20 protein-coding genes and 2 pseudogenes are annotated in these 24,995 nt (G+C 70.6%); 14 read left to right on the top strand and 8 right to left on the bottom strand.

Going from position 1 to position 24,995, the window contains the following annotated elements; genetic code table 11:
* The first annotated feature begins 721 nt into the window (after positions 1-721).
* The 3 genes from OHA91_RS36160 to OHA91_RS36150 all read left to right on the top strand — a co-directional run bounded on the left by OHA91_RS36160 (position 722) and on the right by OHA91_RS36150 (position 2,263).
* Positions 722-1,282, top strand: coding sequence for a hypothetical protein (locus OHA91_RS36160; RefSeq protein WP_328740785.1), 561 nt, complete (start codon positions 722-724; stop codon positions 1,280-1,282).
* Positions 1,283-1,568: 286 nt separating this feature from the next.
* Entirely contained in the window at positions 1,569-1,793 is a 225-nt protein-coding gene (locus OHA91_RS36155; protein WP_308289138.1) for a hypothetical protein, read from the top strand.
* A gap of 284 nt (positions 1,794-2,077) precedes the next feature.
* Positions 2,078-2,263: a hypothetical protein gene (locus OHA91_RS36150; protein WP_328740784.1), complete on the top strand. Its 186-nt coding sequence runs from the start codon at positions 2,078-2,080 to the stop codon at positions 2,261-2,263.
* Positions 2,264-2,639: 376 nt separating this feature from the next.
* On the opposite strand, the gene OHA91_RS36145 is transcribed toward OHA91_RS36150, so the two are convergent.
* The 7 genes and pseudogenes from OHA91_RS36145 to OHA91_RS36115 form a co-directional block, all read right to left on the bottom strand.
* Positions 2,640-3,170 (bottom strand): class I SAM-dependent methyltransferase, encoded by a 531-nt coding sequence (locus OHA91_RS36145; protein WP_328740782.1) that lies wholly within the window; start codon positions 3,168-3,170, stop codon positions 2,640-2,642.
* A 469-nt stretch (positions 3,171-3,639) separates the two neighbouring features.
* Positions 3,640-4,611: an MvdC/MvdD family ATP grasp protein gene (locus OHA91_RS36140; RefSeq protein WP_266505113.1), complete on the bottom strand. Its 972-nt coding sequence runs from the start codon at positions 4,609-4,611 to the stop codon at positions 3,640-3,642.
* An 812-nt stretch (positions 4,612-5,423) separates the two neighbouring features.
* Positions 5,424-5,618: pseudogene (locus tag OHA91_RS36135) on the bottom strand (helix-turn-helix domain-containing protein); the annotation flags it as partial.
* Positions 5,619-6,080: an RICIN domain-containing protein gene (locus OHA91_RS36130; RefSeq protein ID WP_328740781.1), complete on the bottom strand. Its 462-nt coding sequence runs from the start codon at positions 6,078-6,080 to the stop codon at positions 5,619-5,621.
* A 199-nt stretch (positions 6,081-6,279) separates the two neighbouring features.
* Positions 6,280-6,411: pseudogene (locus OHA91_RS36125) on the bottom strand (IS5/IS1182 family transposase); the annotation flags it as partial.
* 90 nt (positions 6,412-6,501) lie between these two features.
* The gene (locus OHA91_RS36120) at positions 6,502-7,155 is read right to left on the bottom strand and encodes a TetR/AcrR family transcriptional regulator (protein ID WP_266505118.1); all 654 of its coding nucleotides are present in this window, start codon (positions 7,153-7,155) and stop codon (positions 6,502-6,504) included.
* Positions 7,156-7,279: 124 nt separating this feature from the next.
* On the bottom strand, positions 7,280-11,137 hold the full coding sequence (locus OHA91_RS36115) for a type I polyketide synthase (RefSeq protein WP_328740780.1): 3,858 nt from the start codon (positions 11,135-11,137) through the stop codon (positions 7,280-7,282).
* Positions 11,138-11,479: 342 nt separating this feature from the next.
* On the opposite strand from OHA91_RS36115, the gene OHA91_RS36110 reads away from it, so the two are divergent.
* The 7 genes from OHA91_RS36110 to OHA91_RS36080 all read left to right on the top strand — a co-directional run bounded on the left by OHA91_RS36110 (position 11,480) and on the right by OHA91_RS36080 (position 20,526).
* Positions 11,480-12,472, top strand: a complete 993-nt coding sequence (locus OHA91_RS36110) for an aldo/keto reductase (RefSeq protein WP_031147966.1) — start codon at positions 11,480-11,482, stop codon at positions 12,470-12,472.
* A gap of 96 nt (positions 12,473-12,568) precedes the next feature.
* Positions 12,569-14,233, top strand: a complete 1,665-nt coding sequence (locus tag OHA91_RS36105) for a GH3 family domain-containing protein (RefSeq protein ID WP_266505123.1) — start codon at positions 12,569-12,571, stop codon at positions 14,231-14,233.
* A 15-nt stretch (positions 14,234-14,248) separates the two neighbouring features.
* On the top strand, positions 14,249-15,130 hold the full coding sequence (locus tag OHA91_RS36100; RefSeq protein WP_266505125.1) for an alpha/beta fold hydrolase: 882 nt from the start codon (positions 14,249-14,251) through the stop codon (positions 15,128-15,130).
* On the top strand, positions 15,123-16,337 hold the full coding sequence (locus tag OHA91_RS36095; RefSeq protein ID WP_266505128.1) for an enolase C-terminal domain-like protein: 1,215 nt from the start codon (positions 15,123-15,125) through the stop codon (positions 16,335-16,337). The genes OHA91_RS36100 and OHA91_RS36095 overlap by 8 nt, the downstream gene beginning before the upstream one ends.
* On the top strand, positions 16,334-18,100 hold the full coding sequence (locus OHA91_RS36090) for a thiamine pyrophosphate-binding protein (protein ID WP_266505131.1): 1,767 nt from the start codon (positions 16,334-16,336) through the stop codon (positions 18,098-18,100). The genes OHA91_RS36095 and OHA91_RS36090 overlap by 4 nt, the downstream gene beginning before the upstream one ends.
* A 117-nt stretch (positions 18,101-18,217) precedes the next feature.
* Complete coding sequence (locus OHA91_RS36085; protein WP_328740777.1) at positions 18,218-19,132, top strand: FAH family protein; 915 nt, start codon at positions 18,218-18,220, stop codon at positions 19,130-19,132.
* Positions 19,129-20,526 carry a phthiocerol/phthiodiolone dimycocerosyl transferase family protein gene (locus tag OHA91_RS36080; RefSeq protein ID WP_266505137.1) on the top strand — a complete coding sequence of 466 codons (1,398 nt, stop codon included), beginning with the start codon at positions 19,129-19,131 and terminating at the stop codon, positions 20,524-20,526. The genes OHA91_RS36085 and OHA91_RS36080 overlap by 4 nt, the downstream gene beginning before the upstream one ends.
* Here the strand turns inward: OHA91_RS36080 and OHA91_RS36075 are convergent.
* Positions 20,453-20,794, bottom strand: coding sequence for an ArsR/SmtB family transcription factor (locus tag OHA91_RS36075; RefSeq protein WP_078959159.1), 342 nt, complete (start codon positions 20,792-20,794; stop codon positions 20,453-20,455). The two genes, OHA91_RS36080 and OHA91_RS36075, sit on opposite strands and share 74 nt — an antisense overlap.
* 208 nt (positions 20,795-21,002) lie before the next feature.
* Between OHA91_RS36075 and OHA91_RS36070 the strand changes: the two genes are divergently transcribed.
* The 4 genes from OHA91_RS36070 (at position 21,003) to OHA91_RS36050 (ending at position 24,994) form a co-directional block, all read left to right on the top strand.
* Positions 21,003-22,430 (top strand): MFS transporter, encoded by a 1,428-nt coding sequence (locus OHA91_RS36070; RefSeq protein ID WP_266505142.1) that lies wholly within the window; start codon positions 21,003-21,005, stop codon positions 22,428-22,430.
* Positions 22,431-22,555: 125 nt separating this feature from the next.
* Complete coding sequence (locus OHA91_RS36065) at positions 22,556-22,927, top strand: 5-carboxymethyl-2-hydroxymuconate Delta-isomerase (RefSeq protein WP_031147949.1); 372 nt, start codon at positions 22,556-22,558, stop codon at positions 22,925-22,927.
* 44 nt (positions 22,928-22,971) lie between these two features.
* On the top strand, positions 22,972-23,694 hold the full coding sequence (locus OHA91_RS36060) for an SDR family oxidoreductase (protein WP_031147947.1): 723 nt from the start codon (positions 22,972-22,974) through the stop codon (positions 23,692-23,694).
* Positions 23,695-24,151: 457 nt separating this feature from the next.
* A complete protein-coding gene (locus tag OHA91_RS36050) occupies positions 24,152-24,994 on the top strand; it encodes a hypothetical protein (RefSeq protein WP_158714740.1) in 843 nt (280 codons plus the stop codon).
* Position 24,995 lies beyond the last annotated feature (1 nt).

Genomic DNA, 24,995 nt, shown 5'->3' with positions numbered 1-24,995 from the left:
TGGCGGAACGGGGCGCGGACGGGCCGGCACACCGGGTACAGGCCGGGGGCGGCAGGCCACGGCCCGCCGCTCCCCCGGTGCCCGGGCTGCGCGCCGGCAGGACCGTGCCGGCGGTGCGCTGCGGGCCCCCGCCGTACGCGACGTCGGTCCCGCCACCGGCGGGCGGGTGCCGGTCAGGGCGGCGGCCTCACGCAGCAGCACGCCCGCGTCCGCGGCCGCCTCCCTATGCGCCCGGAACTCCTGCGCCGGTGCCAGGCCGCAGCGGCCTCCCACAGCAGTGGCGTGCCGGCCCGGGATGCGGGCCGGTTAGCCCAGGCCCTGAAGCAGGTCGGAGGCGAGGGCGGTATCGCTGGTCGTCCCGGGCCGGGGAGGGTGATGCGGCTGGCCTGCGGGGGTGCGCGGACAGCGCAGTGCGGGTGAAGGCGGCGTAGCCCCCGGGGCCGAGGACGACGGCCAGGCTTGCTGGGGCTGCCCCGCCCACGTGGCCGGCCCACAACACCGACCATGCGGCCCGGGACTCCTCCACGGAGATCACGCGTCGACGGTGCCGGGGCTGCGCGGGACGCCACGGCAGATGGGTGCCCGTCAGGCCCCGAGTTTCAGGGTCATGACCAGCAAGCGGTCGCTGAAGCCCAATGGATTCACGGGCCCAGCAGGGTCCCGCCGGGCAGGGCCGGTCCTCCCGGCCTCCCGGTCGTCCCTCATGTCAAGGAGCACCATCATGACCCGTACCACCCTGCCCCAGCGTCTCGCCCTCCTCGGCGCCTCCGGGGCCCTCGCCGCCGGTGGAGCTCTCCTGCCCACCACCGCCTTCGCCGCACCCGCGGCTCCGCAGGGCACAGGGGTCCAGGCGGTGCACCAGCAGTTGGCGCACACGGGCCGCAACACCACGACTACCAAGACCGAGATGGTGACCACGACACGAAACCTGCCCCACGGCAAGACCATGACCCAGAAGACCAAAACGGTCACCGAGACCACCAGGGACCACCACGGCAACAAGGTCAAGGTCGTCACGACCACCACGGTCACCAAGACCATAAAGAACCGCCTCGGCAAGGTCATCAAGAAGACGGTCACGGTGACCAAGCACCAGCAGAACCTCCCGGCCCCGAACAACAACGATGAGAGGACCACCGGTTACACCGACGGCTACACGGCGGTCAAGGAGAACTGCCAGGCCAGGAAGGGACGGCCCCAGGCAGGAGGCCCCACTGCGCTTTCGGCCTACGACAAGGCCTGGGATGAGGGAGCCTCCGCAGCGGCCGCCAGGTACTGCTGAGAAGACGATCCGGCCGGCGCGCAGGCCCCATAGATCAGCAACAGAATGCGAACGGCATCCCTCGCGGCATATCGTCACGGGCTACCCGGGCCCTAGCCCGGCCGGCGGCCCCGTTCACGAGGGTTGTTGCCCAGTGCCTGACCACCTGACGCGGACAGGTGGTCAGGAACTGGGCACGCCCCCGGGCAGACCCGTGGGGGAACGGATGAAGTTGCCGGGCAGTGTGTGTCGCGGCCGGTACAACGACCGCCCCCGCCAACGGTTCCGCTCCCCCTCCACAACCCAAGTGTTCGTCTACGCCGACATCAACGTCACCGACACGCCGCTCTTCACCGGCGTGAGATGCGCCCAGCCCGCCGGACGCGCCGCCCTCATCACCTGCGGCCCCCTCCCCGCCCGACACGGCAGACGCGAACCGTTCCGCGACGCCATCACCGCCATCCACGACGCCACCGAACGCATCCACTCTGTCCGCCAGAAAGCAGCCCGTCTGAAGGCGACTCTGGTCTGAGTGTGAGTCCGGACAGAGTGATCGGGCACTCTGTGCTGGGCGCCAGTGAGGACCCGCGCATCCGCCGGTGGGCGGTGCCGGGGCGTTGGGGCCTCCCGGTGGTACCGCTTCCCCCAGAGCGCTCTGGGTGCCGGGCCTCACCTGTGTACGCGCTCGGCTTCCGGGGCTGGCGGGACGCAGGTCGGACCTAGCGAGCACGGGACGTCGATTTGCTAACCCTGTGGGCCGAGGAATCCGTACGCATTCGAGCCAAGGCGACAACCAACAGCACAGCCCTCGGCCTAATGCCCAAGGGCGCGTCGGCTGCTGGCGTCGTCGACGGCTCCGGCTCCTACGTGCGCTACTTCGGCGGTGCGCACAACGTGTGCGACAGCAGGGGGTACATCGACTACAACCAGTGGAACAAGGTCACCTACGAGGGCATAACCGGATACGTGCCTGAGCCCTGCATGGTGCCCTTCAAGCCGTAGCCGCCCAAGATCCCGAACGAACGAACCGCGATCGTCCCTGTTGCCAGACGCCCACGGCTGCCCCTGGTCCAGACCGACGCGAGCACGGTAGGGGTACGGCCCAGTCGAGCATTCACGCGGCGAGCCCGTAGCCGGTGAGCCAGATTCGCCACCGGCTGCGGCGCACGGGCAGGCAGGGGCGCAGGCCGGGCGTCGGCTGTGCGACGGGCGTCCCAAACTCGCACTCCGGGCAACAGTCCCTCCCCACCCGTGCGGGGCCGTCCGCCTCCACCGCGCCTGGGTATGAAGGTGGAGAGCGCCAGTACGGCAGTTGAAGCGACGCTTTACGGCGGAAGGGGTCCGGGAGCCCGGTCCCCGGGTGCACCGAGCACGTGGGTCACGGCCGCACAGCTGCGCCCGCTGCCAGGCGTCGGCCTGGGCGGCGGGTTACCACGTGGATCCGGCCTGTCCGCTGCGTCCCCACTGCTGAATACAAGCGCCGTTGGTGGTCCCGGAGTTCTCGACGGAAGGCGAAGACCGTGACGATGGTCGCGATCCGCGTTTCGGTGACGGTGTGCAGGCCCGCCCCGTCGGCGAGGCGGGCCACTCGCGGCGGGGCATGAAGTGCCAGGCCCCGGGGCCCGAAGGTGGCAGTGTCGGCCCGGTCGCGCAGGTGCTCCACCAGGATGAGCGTGCCGCCGGGACGCAGGGTGCGGGTGATCTCCGCGAACAGCGCCTCCCGGTCGGCCGCCCGGCGCCGTTCGTGGGCCGCGAAGATTGCGAACACGGTGTCCTGCGATCCGGTGGCCACGGGCAGCCGGGAAGCGCGGCCGGGCAATGTCCCGGGACGTGGAGGAACGCGTCGGCAGGCACGGCGGATCACATCAAATGCGCTCCAGTGGGTCCCTTGTTGCTGCAGTTGCTGCAACTGCCCATTCCTACTCGACCATGGCTCACCGAAGGGCTTGCCATCAGGATGATTGGTATGATTTTACCTGAGTCTCGCGCGTTCAGCGTCGCGCTTCACCCGTACAACACCTCGAAGCTGAGCCGCGATCGGGCCAAAAGGCCAAGGCCCGACTCGCCACGGATGGTTGTTCAACGGGCTGCCTGATCCGTCGCCTTAGTTGAGTATAGGAACGCATCATGACTGATGAGTCGAGAGATCCTGCAACAGGAAAGCACTCATGCACGCCAATTCCTGTCGGAACTCACGTCATTCCGATACCGCCCCACGTGGGGGAACATTTGAACTCGCTGGCGGGAGGTCAACGCCCGTCAGTACAGGGGACACGGGTATCGATCTGCCGTTTGAGCGGCAGCCTCGAACTCCATTTGGGCGACGTTGATACTTCCACATCAGAGGAATGATCGCACCCGCCGCTAATCGACACCCCTCAGTTCACATCTGACCCACAAGCAAGCTGGCTACACAGAGACCTTGTCAAGGGAACTCCCGTAACCAACTCCAGCCAGTACCACTGACCGTTTGGGTTAATCTCCAGGAAGAAGTACTGGCCGTCCGGTGTAAGGACGAAATCAATCGCCCCAAAACGAAGTCCCAGGCGCCTGACCAGCTCCGTGCAGAACGAGTTCAGATGCTCAGGCAAAGTCACGATGGAGTGTGGGAGGTCGTAGACCTCGGCGCGACGGAAATCTACACGCGCTTCTTCGGACTCGGCTGACTTGATCCCAACGGCAAAAACTTCCTCACCAAACACGGTGACGCGCACGTCCATCGTCTTCTGTATGAACTCCTGCAGGAACGTTGGCCCGAAGCGAATGGACTCCACCTTGTCGAGGTCGTCGGCTGAGAGCAAGTGAGTGTAGAGCCTGCACCATCGATCAGAGTAGGCGATGAACGGGTCTGTCAGAACCTTGACGACGACCCCTTCGCGGCACGAGGAGATGAATTCCGTAGCGGAGTCGACGTCATTCGTCACCGTGTAGCGAGGAATGGTGAAGCCGATATCAGCGGCCACCTTGAGTTGCGAGACTTTGACGCTCGCGGATCTGATCGCCTCGGGGCGGCTGACCCAGCGCGAGCGCATGCCCGCCCACGCCGCACGAAGTAGATGGTTGCACTCCGATCGAATCCACTTTCCCTCTTCCGCTGTCAACTGGTCCGACAACGCAAGCTTCCCTGGCCGTCGGTACCATACGCTCTTGACGCAAGACAGATCCAGAACGTTCCCGTCCCAGCTAAGAGACGTTTTCGTGCCTGCGGCTGCACTCTCGATCGTAATCGTCGACGACGCGGGATACATCGCCGGATCATAGATCCTGAAATCTTCGCCCCGGCGTGACAACTCGGCCGTGACTGGCGCGATGTGGCCATCACAATCGGGTTCGGAAATGATGAGAATCAAACTTCCAACCCAATGTCAGAAAACTGCACGTCAGACCCGTCCGCCGTAACAGAGAGGTCTCCGGTCAAGGGGGCGCGACCCTGGAAGAGGAGGACGGAATCGCCCTCCTCAAAATTCTGCCATTCTGCCGCAACCCTCATGACGAACGGAAGTGGCCGGTCGTCATGAGGGGTTGACTTCGGTGAGAGCGGCACCTTCACTGCTCAGCGTCGCCACAGTGAACGTCGCCCCCTGCAACGTTTGTGCTCGCGCATGCCGTGCCCTTTCTCAGGAGCTTGTCGTATTCACTCCCAAGCGCCGCCTTCAGAGCTTCGTCCTGTTCTACCGGCAAAATGAGCAGGTATCTTCCCGAATTCTCTTGTGCGTCCGTCATGATGCTGCCTTCCTGACTAGACAGTCACTCTCCTTCATGCTAGGTCCAGCGCCAGTTGCGCGCATCTTGGTCTGCATTAGCGGTGCCCCGCCCGCACACAACTCGGACCCCACGTACAGGTAAGGGCCCAAGTGGTACGGGGCGGGGGCTGATCAGCAGTGGGATCAGCATCCTGCTGCGGGCCGAGGGATACCCGTACTGGGCCGGCCCGGGCTCGACGTGGACCCCGAGTCGACCCGGATCGATGGCCGGTCCTGATCTGCGGACGGCACACCGACCCCGAGATGCCAGTTGCACCCTCTCGGCACGGCGGCGTTCTTGCACGGTCTCCTGAGCGACACGGCGTTTCGGCAGAGGGAGACCAGCACAGAGCTGAGCGAGAAGGTGTCCTTCGTCAACTGGCGGACCGCTAGAGCGAGATGATCCGAAGGAAACGGCCGTCACGATTGAGCCGGCGGGGACGGCCTCCCGCCCAGCGAGGGTTCAGGCATGCGAGCCCGATCTCGTCCACCTCGTGGATCACGTCGCGGACGGTGTCCTCGTCCTCCTGGACCGGGCGGGCCATGCCGCGGACGGTGCCGCCGCCAGCCGAGGCCAGGAGCATCATCGCCCGCCGAAACCGCACCGAACTCGTTTAGAGGTACCAGGCCTGGTAGTTCGCGCCGCTGCAGGTGATGAGGCGGACGCCCTGGGAGACGCTGCCGTCCAGGCACCTCCCGGACTGGACATGCTTGACCACGTACCCGGAGAGGTTCGTGGTCCACTGCTGGTACGCCCCACCGTCACAGGTGACGAGGCGGATGCCTTGGGAGGCACTTCCATCCAGGCACTTCCCAGACTGGACATGCTTGATCGTGGCGGCCGACGAAACACTCACGATCCACTGTTGGTAGGCCCCACTGTCGCAAGTGACCAGGCGAACACCCTGGGAGAGGCTGCCGTCCAGGCACTTCCCGGACTGACTGTGCGTGATCGCGGTCTGGTACGCCTCCGCAGTTGCTGATGCCGGCACGGTCTGAGCCGCGCCTAGCCACGCAGCCGCCACCGTCAGCGCGGCCACACGACGCGAGACCCGTGACCCGAATACCCGACGCATTCGAACTCCCTCCGACGAGCCGCCTGAGCGGCGGCACCCTGTGATCGTCCGGGAGCGAACCTAGTGACAGATTCCCAGATTAGACAGAGCGCATGGGCGGCAAGCCGCGACTTCACCACGTCGGCACCGACAGACCGTCAGCCTCCCACCAGTCGGGATCCGGCGTGGTCGAGGGCGGGCAACTTCGGGCCGGGTGCGGTCAGTCACGGCGCCCGACGGTGTGCGGATGGGCGATGCCGAGCATCGCGTGGTGCACGCCATCGCCCTTGAGACGGCAGTCGCGCAGGAGCTTCCAGGTCTTCATCCATGCGAAGGCGTGCTCGACCCGAGCGGAGCGCGGTGCCGAGGCGTGGTTTACGTGGAGCGCTGCTGCTCCGGGGGCCGGAGCGGCAGCGGTCCTCGTGCGGTCGGCAGGCGCGGGTCAGGCCGCGTTCCGGGGCGTCCAGCCGCGTTGGGCGTAGGACAGGATGCCCGTGAGCGCGATCCTCAGCAGGGCGCGCAGCTCGACGTGGAGCGGGGCCCTGGACTCCGTGTCCTGGGTCCAGCGGTAGAGGAGGCCCAGGTAGGCGTCGCGGAGGAGGTTGCCGGCGAGCAGCGGGTCGACGTCGGCGGCCACCTCCCCGCGGGACTGCCCGGCCGCAATCACCTGGGTGAACACCGACCCGGCGTAGTGCGGCTCCTCCAGCAGCGGCTGACCCGACTTGACCCACGCGGTGAGCATCACCCTGGTCAGGTCCTGTTCCGCCTCGTTGAAGTCGGCGAGCGTGGACATGCACCGTTCCAGCTGCACCGTGACGTCGTCCTCCAGCGCCAGGGCCTTCTCCATCGCGCCCTCGAGGTTCCTGCGCCGGTGCTCGGCCCACGTGGTGACCAGGTCTTCCTTCTTCTGGAAGTGGTTGAAGAAGGTCCCCCGGGCCACATCGGCCCGTTCGGTGATGTGGTCGATCGTGGTGCCGTCGTACCCCTGCTCGGCGAACAGTTCCACCGCGGCGGTGTAGAGGTTGTCGTGCATGCGCCGCCTGCTGCGTTCGCGCCTGCCGACCGGTGGCACGTCGCGGGTGTGCTCGACGGTCATAGGGTGTCTCCTCCTGCGTCCCTGAAGGGCTCGTCACATGATTCCCGTTGACGGGTGGCGAGCCCCCGGACGCGTGGGCTGCACGCCACACTCACCCATAGGTGAACCATAGTTCATTGATGCATCAGAGTTCAACGTGTGCGGCGAGGGCGGATTCGATTCCCGCCACGGTTTCCCCGCCGAGCAGCCGACCCAGTGTGAAGTCACCCCCGAACTCCGTCATCAGGATGCGGCGCAGTTGCATCGCCATGAGCGAGTCCAGGCCGAGGTCGGTCAGTGGCCGCCGCTCGTCGAGACGTTCGGCGCCGGTGCCCAGCACGGCGGCGACCCGGGCGCGCACACCCGCGCCGGCGGGCGAAGCCATCGTACGGACGGACGGCGGCGCTGCGGCGGTTCGCGGCGCGGTCGGGGCGTCCTCGCGCGGCTCCAGGGCGATTCCCTCGAACGCCGCGATCACGTGTCCGTCACCGCTGCTCAGCACCACGTCGCAGCGGGCGGGCTCCTCGCCCCGCCCGGGGTCCGCAGGCCTCAGGAAGCGCGCGGTGCTCCAGAACTCCCCGTCCGGGTCCTGTCCGAGGAGCACCCGGTCGAAGGAGACGGGCAGGAAGGACGGGCCCCCCACCCGCCCCGCGCCGTACCGGGGCCACGACGCCAACATGGCCAGGAGTCCCGCCTCCGCCGCGACGGCGCCGCCCCCATCGGTGTGCAGGCGCGCCACGGCCTCGCCCTCGCGCCGCCACAGCTGCCGCACGGCGCGCAGCTCCGGTGCCACGGTGTACCCGTGGCCTTCGCCCCGCCGGTAGAACTCGGGCGCTGGCACGTACTCCCCGCACCGCGTCAGGGCGCCGTCCAGGTCCACCGGGTCCCGGCGGCCGCCGGACCGCGCGGTGCCCGAGACGCAGCGCACGTCCGTACCGGCGGTGTCCACGACCGCGTCCACCGTGAACCGGTACGCGTCCTCCGCGCCCACCGGCTCCAGCGCCACGCGCAGCGCGGTCCGCCGCTCCTGCGGGGAGCCGGGCGCGGGCAGCGGCAGGGCGCCCTCCAGCCGTACGCCTTCCAGTGTCACCGGACCGTCGTCGCCCGTGAGGTCGCGGACGGCCTCCGCGATCAGTCCCAGGTACAACACCGGAGGCACCAGGGCTTCCCCCGCCACCTCGACACCCCGGCCGAACGCGGCCGTGCCGAGCCGGGACAGCCGCACCCTCCGTTCGTACCCTCCCGGGACGACGGAGGGTGCCGGGGTCGGTACGGCCGGCACGGTCGGCACGCGGAAGTCCTCCGTGTGCCACGCGTACGCCGGCAGTGGCGCCCAGTTCCCGCCGCCCGCCGCCCGGTCCCCGTACACGCGCTGCCAGTCGACCGAGGCGCCCAGGGCGTGGGCCCGGCCGAGGGCGCACAGGGCGGACAGGGCCTCGTCCTGCTGCCGGACGAGCGTGCTCACGACGGCCACCGGTACGCCCGCCTTCTCCTGGCAGTCCGTCAGGGCCTGCGCCAGCAGCGGGTGCGGGGCGATCTCGACGAACACCGTTTCGCCGTCCTTGACGACGTGGTCGACGGACTCGGCGAACCGCACCGGCTCGCGGAGGTTGTCCCTCCAGTAGGCGCCGTCCAGCGTCGCGCCGCGCACGGCCTCGCACCGCACCGTCGAGAACAGCTCGATGCGCGGTTCCCTGGGCCGCAGCTCCCGGAGCCGGGCCGGGAGCTCCTCGCGCAGTTCGTCCATCACAGGGGAGTGGGAGGCCACGTTCACCTTGACCGGGCGGTTGAAGACGCCGGACCGGTCCAGCTCGGCCGCTATCTCGGCGAGCGCGGCGGCGTCACCGGCCAGGACCGTGGCGCGCGGGGAGTTCTCCACGGCGACGCACACGCCGTCCCCCTCGTGGTGCGCGACCAGCTCACGGGCGGCTGCGGGCGCGAGTTCGGTGGCGAGCATGGCGCCCCGCCCGGCCAGCCGCCGCATCAGCGTGCTGCGCCGGCAGATGACCCGGGCCGCGTCCCGTACGGACAGCGCCCCGCTGACACAGGCCGCGGCCGCCTCGCCCATGCTGTGGCCCAGGCAGATGTCCGGTTCCACACCCATCGCCCGCCAGTGCGCGGCCAGCGCCACTTCCACGGCCCACAGCGCGGGCTGCACCACCTCGACCGCGTCGGGTATCTCCTCGCCTCCGCGCAACAGGTCCGCGACGGACCAGCCCAGCTCCTCCTGCACGGCCTCGTCGCACTCCTCGAGCGCCGTGCGGAAGGCGGCGGAGGAGATCATCAGTCCTGTGCCCATGCCGCGCCACTGCGACCCCTGCCCGGGGAAGACGAAGGCGACCCGCCGCGGTGCGCCGAACCCGGCCTCGTGGACACCTCCGTGGGCGGAGGGCTCGTCGGCCGCCAGTTCGCGCAGGGTGCGGGCCACGTCGTCGTGGCTGCTGCCGACCGCCCAGAGACGGAACGGATGGGCGTCGCGGCCGGTGGCCGCCGACCGGCACAGTTCGCGCAGGGGGTGGGAGCGCCCCGCCCCGCCCGGCTCCAGGTGCGCCGCGTAGCGCAGGGCGAGCGCGCGCAGGGACGCGGACGAGCGCGCGCCGAGGACCAGCAGCTCGGGCGTAGCGGCGGGCGGTCCCGCCGCCGGGTGCGGCGGCGCGGCCACGACGGCCCCGGTGGGATTCGGTGCCGCGCCGGGCCGCGTCCCGGGCGTCCGCCCGGCCGCGTCCGTGCCCGCGTACTCACCGACCACGACGTGCGCGTTGGTGCCCGAGATCCCGAAGGAGCTGACGCCCAGGACGGCGCGTTCGCCGAAGGGCTCCAGCGGCCTGCTTTCCCGGACCACGTCCACCGGGAACCCGGCATCGGAGATGAGCGGATGGGGATTCGTCACGTGCAGTGAGGCGGGCACCGTGCGGTGGCGGACCATCAGGACGGCTTTGATCAGTCCGGCGATGCCGGCCGCCGCCTCGGCGTGTCCGATGTTGCTCTTCACCGAGCCCGTCAGCAGCGGGCGGGCGGTGTCCCTGCCCGTCAGTGCCTGTGCGAGGGCGCGGAGTTCGACCGAGTCGCCGACGGTGGTGCCGGTGCCGTGCGCCTCGACGTAGTCCAGTTGTTCGGGCAGGACACCCGCGCTGCGCCAGGCCGCGGCGAGCATCTCCACCTGTCCCGAGACGGCAGGCTGCAAGAGCAGGCCACTGCCGCGGCCGTCGCTGGTGACGGCGCTGCCCAGCAGCAGCGAGTGGACGGGATCGCCTGCGGCGAGCGCGTCGGACAGCCGCTTGAGCACGACCACGCCGACTCCCTCGCTGCGTACGAAGCCGTCCGCGGCGGCATCGGCGAACTTGCAGCGGCCGTCGGGCGAGAGCATCTCGCCCTGGGAGTAGGCGATGGCGTCGCGCGGGGAGAGGATGACGTTGACTCCTGCGGCCACCGCGAGGTCGCACTCACCGGTCAGCAGGCTCTGCCGGGCGGCGTGCACCGCGACGAGCGAGGAGGAGCAGGCCGTGTCCAGGGTGATGCTCGGCCCGCGCAGGTCGAGGGCGTGGCTGACCCGGCCCGACGTGACGGCTCGCAGGCCGCTGCCGGCCAGGGCCCGCACGTCGCCGGAGCCGACCGCGCCGAGCACCTCGCCGTACTCTGCGGTGGCCTGGCCGACGAAGACGCCGGCCCTGCTGCCGGCCAGGGAGGACGGCGGGATGTGCGCGTCCTCCAGCGCCTCCCAAACGACCTGGAGGAGCAGCCGCTGCTGCGGGTCCATGGTGCGGGCCTCACGGGGCGATATCCCGAAGAAGCCGGCGTCGAAGCCGTGGACGTCGTCCAGGAAACCGCCCCGCAGGGACCTGAGCCTGCCCGGCGCGGGAGCGGGCCCGGAGTAGAGGGATTCTGCGTCGAACCTGTCCCGAGGTACGGCGGTGACCGCTTCGCCGCCCGTCGAGAGCAGGTGCCAGAAGGCGGCGGTGTCCGCTGCCCCAGGGAACCGGCATCCGGTTCCGACGATCGCCATCGCGCCAACTGTGTCCACTGCGGGCCTTTCTGATCTAGGTGCAGTCCAAAAGTACACGCCAGGTCAAAGTTGCCCTCAGATCCCACATGAAGAGCGCGTTAAGCCTGTGCAACCAGGCGCGCCACGCCCCATGCCGCAGGGGCGAAGGCACAGTTCAGCACGGTCGCAGCCGACACCCCTGTCTTCGTCAGGACATGGTCAAGATCGAAACTAGCCTTCGGTAAAGAGTTGAATCGCAGTACATGTTTGTGTTTGAGTCCTGCTCGTGAGTGGCCGGTCCGGCTTCCCCCGCCCGGACCGGCCCCTTCTCCCAACCCCGAAACCCCGCAACAGGAGTGACGCATGCTTGGAATCAGGCAGCTGGGAACCCAAGGCCTCGAGGTCTCCGAACTCGGCCTCGGCTGCATGGGAATGAGCCAGTGGTACGGCGCCACCGACGACCAGGAGTCGTCCGCCACGATCCACCGCGCCCTGGAGCTCGGCTACACGCTCTTCGACACGGCCGAGGCGTACGGCCCGTACGACAACGAGGTGCTGCTCGGCAAGGCGCTCAAGGGGCGACGCGAACAGGCGGTCATCGCGACCAAGTTCGGCTTCCCCATGAAGCTCAAGGACGGCACCACCGCCGAGGCCGACAGCCGGCCCGAGCACGTCGTCGAGGCCGTCGAGGCCTCGCTGCGGCGACTGGGCACGGACCACGTCGACGTGCTCTACCAGCACCGCGTCGACCCCCGCGTCCCCATCGAGGAGACCGTCGGGGCCATGGCCGGCCTGGTGGAACAGGGCAAGGTGCGCTACCTCGGTCTGTGCGAGGCCGGTGCCGCGACCATCCGCCGCGCCCACGCCGTGCACCCACTGTCCGTGGTCCAGAGCGAGTTCTCCGTCTGGGAGCGCAACCTGGAGGCCGACGTCCTTCCCGTGCTGCGCGAACTCGGCATCGGGCTGGTCGGTTTCTGCCCGCTGGGCCGCGGCTTCCTCACCGGCGGAGTGCTCCGGGCCGAGGACTACCCCGAGGACGACTTCCGCCACCACGACCCGCGCCTGCAGGGCGCCAACTACGACCAGAACACCGCCGTCGCCGCCACCGTGCGCGAGCTGGCCGAGGCCAGGGGACTCACCCCCGCGCAGCTGGCCATCGCCTGGGCGCTGCACCAGGGCCCGGACATCGTGCCGATCCCCGGGACCAAGCGGCGCACGTACCTGGAGGAGAACACCGCTGCGGCCGCCGTCCGCCTCGACGCCGGGACGCTCGCCGCCATCGACGCGGCGGTCCGCCCCGACCAGGTCGCCGGACCCCGCTACAACGAGCGGATGATGGCCTACATCGACCGCTGACCACCCGCGGCCGCTCTCTCCCCGCTTCCCTCACACCGGCGTTCGAAACCCCTCCGGGCCGTCCCGCCCGGATCCCAGACCTTTTCGGGAGCAGTTGTGGACATACCGTATTGGCAGGAACACTGGCACGAACGGCGCGAGCCCTTCGCCGAGGAGTGCAGGCAGGCCCGTCAGGACCTGCTGGCCGACCTGAAGGACCCGGGCACCGCCCAGCGCCGCGTGCTCGCCGATGTCATCGACATGAGCGCGGGATCCGTGCACTGGCGCGAACGCGGCTACGACGTGGTGGCATCGGACCACGACCGGTTCCGCTCGGTCCTGCCGGTCATGCGCTACGAGGACTTCGTGCCCGAGATCGAGCGCGAGACCCGCACCAAGGGCGGCATCCTGACCTGCAGCCCCGTGATGCGCTGGCTCAAGACGAGCGGCACGACCGGGACCCCGAAACGGGTCCCCTACACCCTGCACTGGCTGCTCACCTACCGCATCCCGGCCATGAAGGCGATGTGGGGGACGTACCTGGAGCACCACCCCGAGCTCCTCGACCACCCCTACGCCACCCTCGACACGCAGACGGTCCGCGAGGACGTCCTCGACTTCGTCCACGGCATCGAGCACCAGGCAGTCAGCAACCGGCACCCGCAGATCAACAGCCGCGACTGGAACCCGCCGTGGTTCGAGTCCCCCTGGTTCGGCCCGGACGTGCCCACCGGGCACGAGGGCCGCATGTACCACCGGCTCCGCCACCTGGTCGGGAAAGACCTGCACTACATCTCGGCCATCAACCCCAGCACCCTGATCTCCCTGCGCGACCTCGTGGAGGTTCACGGCCCCGCCCTGGTGCGCGACCTGCGCGAGGGCACGCTGGAAGGGCGGCCGTACGGCGAACCGGACGAGCGGGCCGCAGCCCACCTCGAACAGGTGCTGCGCACCCCGGACTTCACCTTCAAGGACCTGTGGCCCTCGCTCACCCTCTACACCTGCTGGCTCTCGGCCTCGGCAGGACTGTACGCGGCCAAGCTCGACGCCGTGTTCCCGGGCGTGGCCAAGCTGCCCTTCATGAGCTGCGGCACCGAGGGCGTCACCACCATCCCGGTCGACGACTCCCTGCACAGCCAGCCGCTCGCCGTGGGCCAGGCGTTCTTCGAGTTCGTCCCCGCCGAGGTACCGCTCGGCGAACTCGTGAAGGTCGGCGGGCCGATCGACACCCTGCTGGTCCACGAGGTCGAGCAGGGCCGCGACTACCACCTCATCATGACGCAGGGCAACGGCCTGTACCGGCTGTGGACCGGGGACGTCTACCACGTGGACCGGATCGCCGACGGCACTCCCTGGGTCCACTTCGTCCACCGGGACGGCGTCTTCCACTCCTTCACGGGCGAGAAGATCACCGAGGCCCAGGTCACCGAGGCCATCACCCGCGGACTCGCCGCCTCCGGGCTGCGCACCGGGCTGTACATGTGCGGTCCCCGCTGGGGAGAGCTGCCCGGCTACGTGGTCGTGGCCGAGGTGCCCGAGCCCTCCCCCGAGCTGGGCCGCGCGCTCTCGACCGCCGTGGACGACGCCCTGCACGAGATCAACATCGAGTACGCGTCCAAGCGCGACAGCGGCCGTCTCGGCCCGATCGAGGTCCACCCTGTTCCGCCCGACGCCATCGCCGCGTACGTCGAGAGCCGCCGGCAGACGGGCAACGCCACCCAGTACAAGTACAAGCCGTTCCAGCGCGACACCGACTTCGTCGATGTCGTCAACGGCCGCTGAAGGGAACGTACCGAGATGATCGAGACCAAGAGGCCCCCGCAGAACATCCGCCGGGAAATCATCGGCCTGCCGGTCGAGGGCGCCGAACTCGCCCTCCACCTGTGGCGCCCCAGAGGCGAGGTGAAGGGTGCCGTCTTCTACTTCCACGGCCTGCAGTCGCACGCCGGCTGGCTCTGGGAGGTCGGGCCGCAGTTCGCGGACAACGACGTCGCCTTCTTCGTCCTGGACCGGCGCGGCAGCGGCATCAGCGGCGGCGCCCGCCACGAACTGCCCTCCGCCCGTACCGTCCTCGACGACTACGCCGCGGCCGTCGCACACGTCCGGGCCGTGATCGGGGACGAGGCGCCCCTGTCGCTGTTCGGCCACTGCCTGGGCGGCTCCTTCCTGGCCGCGCTGCTCCACGACCCGGCCTTCACCACGCGCTACGACGCGGCCGTCTTCTGCTCGGCCTGGCTCGGCAAACTGCACGCCACCCTGGACGAGGAGCAGCGCCGCGAACTCGCGGCCGACACCGCGGAAGAGCCGTGGGACGCCGGTCTGCTCGCCCGGGACTTCACCGACGAACCGCGCCACCAGCACTTCATCGACAACGACGACCTGGCCGTGCGCCGGTTGACCCGGCGTTCGCGTGCGGTCCTGCTGGAGCTCGAGCGCATGTACATGGAGCCGGCGCACACTCCGCCCTCGGTGCCGGCGGCCTTCGTCTCGGGGATCACCGACCCGATCGTCGACCTGGACGACGCGCAGCGCACCTTCCTGCGGATGACCGCGAGCGACGGTGCCCTCATCCGGTTCGCCACCGACAAGCACTACCTCTTCTACACCGACGTGCGGGCCCGCCTGGTCGACTGGGCCTCCGCCTTCACCCTGCTGCAGGGGCTGGACCGCAATGTCTGAGCCTGCCACAGCCGAGCTGTACCGGGTCGAGCTGCCCATGGCGGTCGGCTTCGACCACCCGGCCCACAGGCGCACCACCTCCGACAGCCTCGTCCTGCGGCTGACGGTCGACGGCTGGTCCGGCATCGGGGAGTGCGCCCCCCGGCGGTACGTCACGGGGGAAACGTCCGACCTCGTCGCCGACGCCCTGCGCGCGCTGCCCCTGGAAGCCATCGCCGCGAGCCTGCGCGACACCGGCCCGGCCGCCCTCCTGGCTCTGCTGCTGAACGAGGGCGCGGCCGCACACTACGCGCTGCCGGGCGGCAACAACCTGCACTGCCTGGTGGAGACCGCGCTGCTCGACCTGATCGGCAAGCGCCTGGGCCTGCCGGGCACGGAGCTGGTTCCCGGGCCCGGCGCGGTGAACGGCGCGGCCACCGCGTCGCTCCCGGTCTCCCAGGTGCTCGACCTCAGTCTCGACGTGGAGGAGTTCCTCGACACCCGCGGCCCGTTCCACTTCGTGAAGACCAAGGCTTCGTCCGCCATCTCCCGGGACGTCCGCACGGTCGCGGCGATCAGGGACCGCCTGGGTGACCGGGTCCCGATCATGGTGGACGCCAATATGAGCTGGGCCCCCGACGCGGCCGTCGGCCACACCCGGTCCCTGCACGAAGCCGGAGCCACGTTCGTCGAGGAACCACTGGCCAAGGGGGCGTGGCGGCAACTGGCCCGCCTCCGGAAGGAGGGAGCACTGCCGGTCATGCTGGACGAGTCCGTCCGTACCGCGGCGGACGCCCGGGCGGCCGTGGCCCACGGCGCGTGCGACGCCTTCAACATCCGCATCGCCAAGAACGGCGGTCCGGTCGCCGCGGCCGGCCTCGCCGCGTTCGCCCGCGAGCACGGCCTCGCCTTCCAGATCGGCGTACAGGTCGCCGAAGTGGGCCCGCTCATCGCCGCGGGCCGTGCCCTCGCCCTGCGCAACGCCGACGCGCTGACCGTCGAGGGCGGCCAGTCGGACCGCTTCTTCCCCGACATGGTCGTCTCCCCGCGGCCGGTCGTGGACCGGATCGGCAACACCGTCCGGGGCGTCCCCGGCACCGGCTTCGGGCTCGAACTGAACCACCACGCCACCCGCTGGGCCCGGGCCCGCCGCACCGAGGGCGACCCGCTCTGGCAGGTGACGGCTCCCGCCACCACCCACACCGCACGCAGCGAGGACCACGCATGACGACGCCGGCTCCCACCTACTTCTCCGACCTGGTCGTGGAGTTCCTGCACCAGCAGGACATCGACACGGTCGTCTTCAACCCCGGCGCCTCCTTCCGCGGGGTGCACGACTCGCTGGTCCACGCCGACAACGCGGCCATCGCCCCGGAGATCGTGATGGCCTGCCACGAGGAGATCGCCGTGGCCATCGCGCACGGCTACCACAAGGCCAGCGGTCGCCACATGGGCGTCTTCGTCCACGCCAACGTCGGCCTGCTGCACGCCTCGATGGCCGTCTTCAACGCCTGGTGCGACCGGGTCCCGCTGTTCGTCCTGGGCGGCAACGGCCCCGTGGACGCGGGCAAGCGCCGGCCGTGGATCGACTGGATCCACACCTCGCAGAACATCGAGTCCGTCGTCAAGGACTACGTGAAGTGGTGCGACCAGCCCATCGGCCAGCGCGCCACGGTCGAGTCCCTGACCCGCGCCTTCAAGCTGATGAACACCCCCATGCACGCACCGGTGTTCGTCGCCCTGGACTTCGACACGCAGGAGCAGCAGCTGGAGGAGGGCGTACGCCTCTACCCCGCGACCGCGACCGAGCCGACCCTGCTGCCCCCGCTCGACCGGGAGACGGTCGACGACCTCGCCCGACGGCTGCTGGCCGCGCGCACACCGGTCCTGGTGGTGGACTTCTCCGGCCGCGACCCCGAGACGGTGGCTCCGCTCGTGGCACTCGCCGAGGCTCTCGGCCTGGCCGTCATCGACCGGGGCAACCGCCTCAACTTCCCCTCCAACCACCCCCTGAACGTCAGCCACACCGGCACCGACGAGATAGCCGGTGCCGACCTCGTGATCGCCCTGGAGGTGCAGGACCTCGTCGGAGCCCTCGGCTCCTTCCTCTCCCTGACCGACCAGGGACTGCCCGAGAACGGCGCCGACATCGTCACCATCGGCTTCAACGACCTCCTCACCAGCAAGTGGGCCGCCGACTACCAGCAGCTCGTGCCCGTCACCCGGTCGGTCGCCGCGGACACCCGGGCCTCGGTCGAGGCGCTGCGCGCCGTCGCCGAGGATCCCCGGGGCCCCTTCGCCGCTCCCGGCTTCATCGAGCGCCGCGACCGGCGTGCCGCCGCCCTGGCCGACGTACACGGCCGCAGCCGGGCCGAATGGGCCCGCCAGGCGGAGGAGTCCAAGCAGCGCGAGCACATCCACGTCGCCGGCGCCGTCGACGAGATCCACCGGGCGGTCCGTGACGAGGAGTGGATCCTGACCAACACCGGCAGCCTGACCGTGGACGGCTGGGTCAAGAAGCTGTGGCCCCTGGAGCGTCCCGGCAGCTACCTCGGCCTCAACGGAGGCGGTGGCCTCGGCTACGGGCTGGGCGCCTCCGTCGGTGCCGCGCTCGCCCACCGCGACGACGACACCCTGTGCATCGACCTCCAGTCGGACGGCGACTTCCTCTACACGCCCAGCGCCCTGTGGACCCTGGCCGCGCAGCAGGCGCCGCTGCTCGTCGTCGTCATGAACAACCGCCTTTACCTCAACTCCACCCAGCACGCACAGCGGATCGCCGGCAACCGGGACCGCGACATCGACCGCGCGCACATCGCCACCAGCTTCTACGACAATCCCGTCGACTTCGTGACCATGGCCCGCTCGTACGGGATCCACGCGCTTCCCCGCGTGGAGAAGATCGGTGACGTCGCCCCCACCGTGGGCGAAGCGGTCCGTCACCTGAAGAACCACCGGGCACCGGTGCTGGTCGAGATCCTCATGGACTGACCTGCGGGTCCACAGGGTTCCGGTTCCGATCCCGGGGGCCTTCCGCACCGCCTCCCGCACACCCGCCGTACCGCCTCGCCACCCACCCCCCACCCCACACCCCAAGGAGTTCTCACCGTGACGGTGCTCTTCGAATGCCTCCACGACCAGGTCCGGCACGTGGGCCTGGGCATCCCCGACGCCGGTGAGCCGCTGCGCCTGCACCGCTTGCGAGAGGACGACGACCTCGCCGCACTGCTCGCCGGAGCACCCGACGAGGAGGCGCGCACCGCCGCGGTCACCGCCCTGCTGGCCGACCGGCCCCTCGTCGAGGTGGCCGCACAGGACCGGCACCGGGTGCGCCCCCGACCGCCCCTCCTGCCCGCCCACATCGGCGACGCGCTCGTCAGCGGCTTCATGATGACCCACAACGTCAAGATCGACACGGGCACGCAGGACCAGCCGAACTGGTTCGTCAAGGGGCTGGGGGACATCCTGCGCGTGCCGGGGGAACCCCTCTCCGTCCCCGGCGGTGCCGTGGCCGTGTGCGAGGAGGCCGAGGTCGTCCTCGTGTACGTGGGCGACGCCCAGGGCGTACCTCGTTACGCGGGCCACACCTTCGGCAACGACCTCACCGACATCGGCCGCTTCAAGCGGCACGCCGGACACCTCTCGTACGCCAAGCTCTGCGACGCGGGCATCGCCCCGTGGCTGCACCTGGGCCCGCCGCCGCGATCGGCCACGGGCGAGGTCGTGATCGAACGCGGCGGCTCCCCGGCATGGAAGGGCTCCTTCACCACCGGCACGGACGCCATCCACTACGACGTGGCAGCCATGATGGACCGTCTGTTCGCCCACCGCTCCCTCCACCGGCCGGGGCGCGTGCACTACGTGTACATCGGCGCCGACCGCAGCAGCTTCCACGACGGCTTCCGCACCGCCGACGGCGACCGGGTCGCCATCGACGTGACCAGCCACGGCGTCCGGTTCGCACACCCGCTGGCCTGGACCGGGCCCGCCGAACGGCCGGCCGCACAGGAGTGGGGACGGTGAGCGCGGCGGACGTCCCGCGCCGGCTGAGCGACATCGAGGCGGCCTTCGCGTACACCCACGCCCTGATGGCCGGCACCACACAGGTCACCACCCGGCTGTCGCTGGGGGAGGCCGTGCCGGACGGTGTCGTGGAGCGGGCGGTGGCGCGGTGGGAACAGGACGTGCCCCTGCTGCGACTGCGCATCGAGGAGCGGCCGGACGGTCTGTGGTTCCGGGAGGCGCCGGGTGCGGCGGCGGAGCGGGTGCGCCGCGGTGCGCCGCCCGGTGCGCGGACCCCTGACGACGTCCTGCGGGCGGAGCTCAACGACGTCCTGCCCACCGGGGGGCCGCTGTGGCGGCTGCGCGTCGTCCGCGAGGCGCGGGAGACGCACCTGTTCTTCACCCGCAACCACGCCATTTCGGACGGGCACTCGACGGGAGCGGTCCTGCGGGCGCTGCTCGATCACCTGCCGGGGCCGCCGTACGGTCCTTCCGGCCGTCGTGCAGGTCCGCCCCCGGAGGCCGCCGGGGCGGGGCCCTTCGAGGACGTGCGCCGGCTGCCGCCCGACGCGGACGCGCTGGAGTACCTGCCGCCGGCCGTGCCCGCCCCGGGTGCCTGTGCACCGCCCGCGGCCGATCCGGCACCTGTACCGTTCGACGCGACCGCCCGGTGGGCCGATCGTACGGCCGACTTCACCGCGCTCGACCTGTCCGCGGAGCAGACCGGGCGGCTCCGCTCGCGCTGCCGGGCCGCGGGGGTGTCGGTCAACCAGTTCCTGGGGGCGGCGCTCGCCGAATCCTGGACCCGGGTCACGGGTCGCGCGGACGTCCGGTTGCTCACCGCGGTCTCCCTGCGGGGCCGGTATCCGGGCCCGCTGCCCGACGTCGGCTGCTTCATCTCCGTGGCCGGCGTCGCCGTGGAGCCGCACGCCGCCGGGACCACCGAGACGGCGCGGAGGTACGGCGCGGCGCTGCGGGCCGCGGACGCACGGTGGCGGCCGCCGAGGCGCGGGCACGCCGAGATCCGCCGGGCGGTGGCCCGGACCGCGGGGGCCGCCGAGGCGTCCGGGATCTGCCTCACCAACGTCGGTGTGGCCGACACGGCGTTCGGCGCGCACGCGGCCCGCGTCACCGGGTTCCGTACGGTCGTCAACCGCACCGGCGGCAACTACGGGCTGGTGCTCCACGCCGCCACCTTCGCCGGGGCGCTCTCCCTCGCCCTCGCCCACGGGGTCCCGGCCACCGGTCGCGCGACGGCGCGCGCTGTCTCCCGGGAGCTGCGCGCACGCCTGTTGCAGCCGGCCCCGGCGCCCACCGGGTCGTCCGTCGGGGTGCCTCGGGTCAGTCCTGCCGCAGGGCCAGGTCCAGCAGACCGGGAAAGCGCGCTTCGAACTCGGGCCGCCGGAGCCGGTTGAGCCGCTTGGGGCCGGCATCGCGCTGCTCCAACAGCCCGGCGTCCCGCAGGACTGCGAAGTGCCTGCTCAGGGTGGCTTTGGTCACCGGCACGTCGAAGCTCCCGCAGGAGCGTTCCCAGTCGTCGGCCCCGGCCAGTTCGCGCACGAGCGTGCGCCTGACCGGGTCGGCGAGTGCGAGCAGGGCCGCCTCCAACGGAACCTCGGCCGGGTCCGTGTGGACCGGTGGGAGCCGGTGTCCGGGGCCGGGGGGCGTGTCCGCTGCCGTCATGGCGGTTCTCCGTCCGTCGGGGTGACCGGAACCAGCGGTCACCGATTGCAGAGTGTTCGATGATCTGCGTACACTCCCGAGTGTTCGTCTCGTAACGAACATTCTACGGGGGTCCGGCCCCGTCCCGCGCACCCGTCCCCCCGCACGGACGGCCCGCCTCCCCTCTCCCACCCCAATCCCCCTTCATCCAGCACGGAAGGACGAGCACGTGACTCGCCATGAACCCGCCCCCGGGGCCCGGCCCGGACCCACTCTCTTCGCCGCCTGCCTGGGCTTCGTGGTCGTCATCCTCGACGTCAGCGTGGTCAACGTCGCCTCCAAGGCACTCACCGCCGAGTTCGGCGACAGCCTCGCCGGCCTGGAATGGGTGATCAACGGCTACACCCTCACCTTCGCCGCCTTCCTCCTCACCGCCGGCGCACTGGGCGACCGCTTCGACCCCCGGCGCATCTTCGTCGCCGGCTTCGCCCTCTTCGCCGTGACCTCCCTGGCCTGCGGCGCCGCCCCCACGCTCGCCACCCTCATCGCCGCCCGCGTCCTGCAAGGCGTCGGCGCAGCCCTGATCGTGCCGTCCTCGCTCTCCCTGGTGAACACCAACTTCCCCGACCCGGCCCAGCGCACCAGGGCCGTCAGCCTCTGGGCGGCCGCGGGCGGCCTCGCACTGGCCCTCGGCCCGGTCGTCGGCGGACTCCTCGTCGACACCCTCGGCTGGCGTTCGATCTTCTACGTCAACATCCCCATCGCCGCCGTCGGCATCCTGCTCACCCAGCGCTACGCCCAGGCCGCCCCGCCGCGAGACCCCTCGCGCCGTCGTTCGCTCGACCTGCCCGGCCAGTTGCTCGCCATCGCCGGCCTCGGCGCGCTGACCACCGCCATCGTCGAAGCCAATGCCCGGGGCTGGGGCGACGCGCTCGTCGTCACCTGCATCGTCGTCTTCGCAGCCGCCCTGATCGGCTTCCTCGCCGTCGAACGCCGCAGCGCCGACCCGATGCTGCCCCTGCACCTGTTCGGCCGGCGGGCGTTCAGCGCCACCTCGCTCATCGGCGTCCTGCTCAACTTCGCCTTCTACGGCCTCATCTTCGTCTTCAGCCTCTTCTTCCAGCAGGTGTGGGAGTACTCCCCCATCACCGCCGGGCTCGCCTTCCTGCCCATGACCGGCGCCATCATGGCCGCCAACCTGGCCTGCGGCCCCCTGGTCAAGAAGTACGGCGCGCGCAGCGTGCTGCTCACCGGCAACCTCCTCGCCGCCATCGGCTACCTGGCCGTCGTCCCGGCCGTCGGAGCCGACTCGTACCCGGCGGTCATCGTCCAGTTCCTCGTCGCGGGATTCGGGATCGGCCTCGTGGTCCCGGCCATGACCAACGCCATGCTCGGCGCGGCCGACCCGGCCAACGCGGGCATCGCCTCCGGCGTCCTCAACGCCTCCCGCCAGCTGGGCGGCCTCGTCGGTGTCGCCGTCATGGGCCTCCTCGTCGGGCAGGCCGCCACCGGACACTTCCTGACCGGGCTGCGCGCCGCCCTCCTTTCCGCCGTCGTCGCGCTGGCGGTCGCCGCCCTACTGAGCGCCACCGGAATCCGCAGGGCCTCCGCTCCCGCCACCCGCGCCGCGACCGCCTCGGCCGCAGCGAGCCGCTGAGCGCGGCGGCAACCGCAGGAAACGGCGCACCAGTGGGCCGCGGCCGGCCCCGGCCGGTGCAACCGCTGGCCGCGCCCCTCACCGGCGGACCTGCGGCTCCCCCAACCCGAACCGAAAGGCCCACCGTGCCACACCTCGTCCTGGAGTACTCGGGCAACGTCCGCGACTCCTTCGACCCCGCCACCGTCCTCGCGGAGGTCCACGCCGTGCTCACGACCGCGGGAGGCTTCCGCCCCCAGGACTTCAAGAGCCGTGCGGTCCGCCAGGACACCTACGCCGTCGGTGACGGCAGCCGCGAACAGTCCTTCGTCAACCTCGACGTGCGGACCTTCGCCGGCAAGCCGCCCGAGACCAGGGCCGCCATCGCCGAAGCCGCGCTCGCCGTCCTCACCCGGGCCTTCGCCCGGACGATGAGCGAGACCACCTGCGATGTCTCCGTCCAGGTCACCGAACTGGACCGCGCCTCCTACGCCCGGGCGCGCTCGGAACACGCCTGACTCCTCCACCACCCTTCCGCACCACACCCCAGGAGACGCACACCATGAACAGCTACGCGGGCCGGCGCGCCCTGATCGTCGGCGGCACCTCCGGTGTCGGCCTCGCCACCGCCCGGGGGTTCGCCGAGCGCGGCGCCGAGACCGTCATCGTCTCCCGCTCGCCCCACAAGCTCCAGGCCGCCCTCGCCGAACTCTCCGCCCTCGCCGGCACGTCCACGGCCACGCCCCTCGACATCCGCTCCGACACCGAGGTCGAGGAGTTCGCCCGGGCCGCGGGCACCTTCGACCACGTCGTCGTGTCCGCCGCCGAGACGCCCATGGGCCGCGTCGACGCGCTCCCGCTGGCCGACGCGTACGCCGCCATGGACAGCAAGTTCTGGGGCGCGTACCGCATCGCCCGCTCGGTCACGATCGACCCGCAGGGCTCGCTGACCCTGATCGCCGGCTACCTATCGCAGCGTCCCTCGAAGGCCTCCGCCCTGCAGAGCGCCATCAACGCCTCCATGGAGGCCCTGGCCCGCGGCCTGGCCCTGGAGTACGCCCCGCTCCGCGTCAACGCCGTCTCGCCCGGCCTCCTGCGCACGCCCCTGTGGGACGGCCTCGCGGCGGACGCACGTGACGCCATGTACGAGGCGGCGGCGGGCCGTCTTCCCGTGGGCCGCGTCGGGACCCCGGCGGACGTCGCCGCCGCGGTTCTCTTCCTCGCCGACAACCCCTACACCACGGGCTCCACGGTCTACGTCGACGGTGGCGGCACCATCGCCTGACACCCCGTGCCGCTCTGCTGCCCTGGTTGTCCACGCTCACGGCTCCGACGGTGGGGGGCTGCGCCGTCGCAGATCCTGCGGCAGGTCATGGGAGACGTGCTCGGCTAAGAGCGCATGTCCGGTGCGGTGCCGCGCGAGTACGTCCCCGCGCCTGCCGAGGACGATCGCGGCGACGCTCTCGCCGAGCGAATCCAGGAGCGTGAGCACGCGCAAGTGGGGGCTGCTCGACGGGCGGTTCTCTGAGGCCGGCCGCTCCCGGCCAGGGGTGGGCAGCCGCAGTGCCGCGCCGTTCTGAGAAGCGATTGCCGGGCAAGGAGCCTGCAGGCCGGACGGCCACGACCCCACCGTCGCGAGCCCGGACGCCGGATACCGGCGACAACTGCACGGTCCGACCGGCGGGAACTGACGCGCTGTCCGCACCCTTACCCGTTGCGCCGCCGGTGCCTATATTCGTCCCATGGCCACTCGTGACCCGGACCCGCCGACGGGAGTTGTGTCGGCGACAGCAGCTGGTGCGCGGCTGGTGTTCGTACCAAGTCGCCTGCGCGAGCTGGGTGTCGCGCTCGGTTCGAGCGTCCTGATCCCGTTGTGGATCGCGGCCCCCCTCCTTCTGGCGTTCCTGGTCGTCGTCCTGCTCACGCAGTCCGCAGTCGCCTGGGCCCTCTTCTGGATCATCCTCGGGCTGACGGTCCTGGCCGTGGTCGGGCTCATCGTGGGCTTGATGTGGGTGGTGCCGGCCACGATGGTCCGGTGGATCGAGTTCCGCCCGCACGACAGCGCGACGCACCTCGTGATCGCCCGTTTCCTGCGGTCGTCGACCGTCGCCGCGGCCGATCTGGAGCGCATCGTCGTGGTCGAGCGGTTCAGACTGGGGCAACGAAAGTCGATCAAAGTCGTGCTGCACACGGGACGCGGAGGAGAGATTGCCTGCGAGCCGGCCTTCCGCGCCCCGGTGTGCCTGGCCGACACGGAGGGCCTGCTCGCCTGGCTGACCAGCCGACTCGGCTCAGATCGAGCGGTGGTCGAGTACCAGAAGGAAATCGACCAGAACTTCTGCTGCCCGGACGAGTGGTGGACACCGTCGGCGCTTGCTGCCCTGTGGCAGGTGCCCGTCAGTGCAGTGGACGAACTGGCCGACCGCCACGGCATCCGCAACTACCGGTACACGCCACGGGGCGCTGCGAGGGACACGGTGACGGTCTACCACCCGGGACGGGCGCACGAAGTCGCCGAGCAGCTCCGCGGGGAACGCTCCCTCCGCCCCGAGGCTGGCAGCGCTGATGCCGCTCCCGGCGCATGAC

The organism is Streptomyces erythrochromogenes (assembly GCF_036170895.1).
GTDB classification, from domain to species: domain Bacteria; phylum Actinomycetota; class Actinomycetes; order Streptomycetales; family Streptomycetaceae; genus Streptomyces; species Streptomyces erythrochromogenes.
The sequence above is the reverse complement of the archived record's forward strand: the minus strand, read 5'-3'. Positions and strand labels throughout refer to the sequence as shown.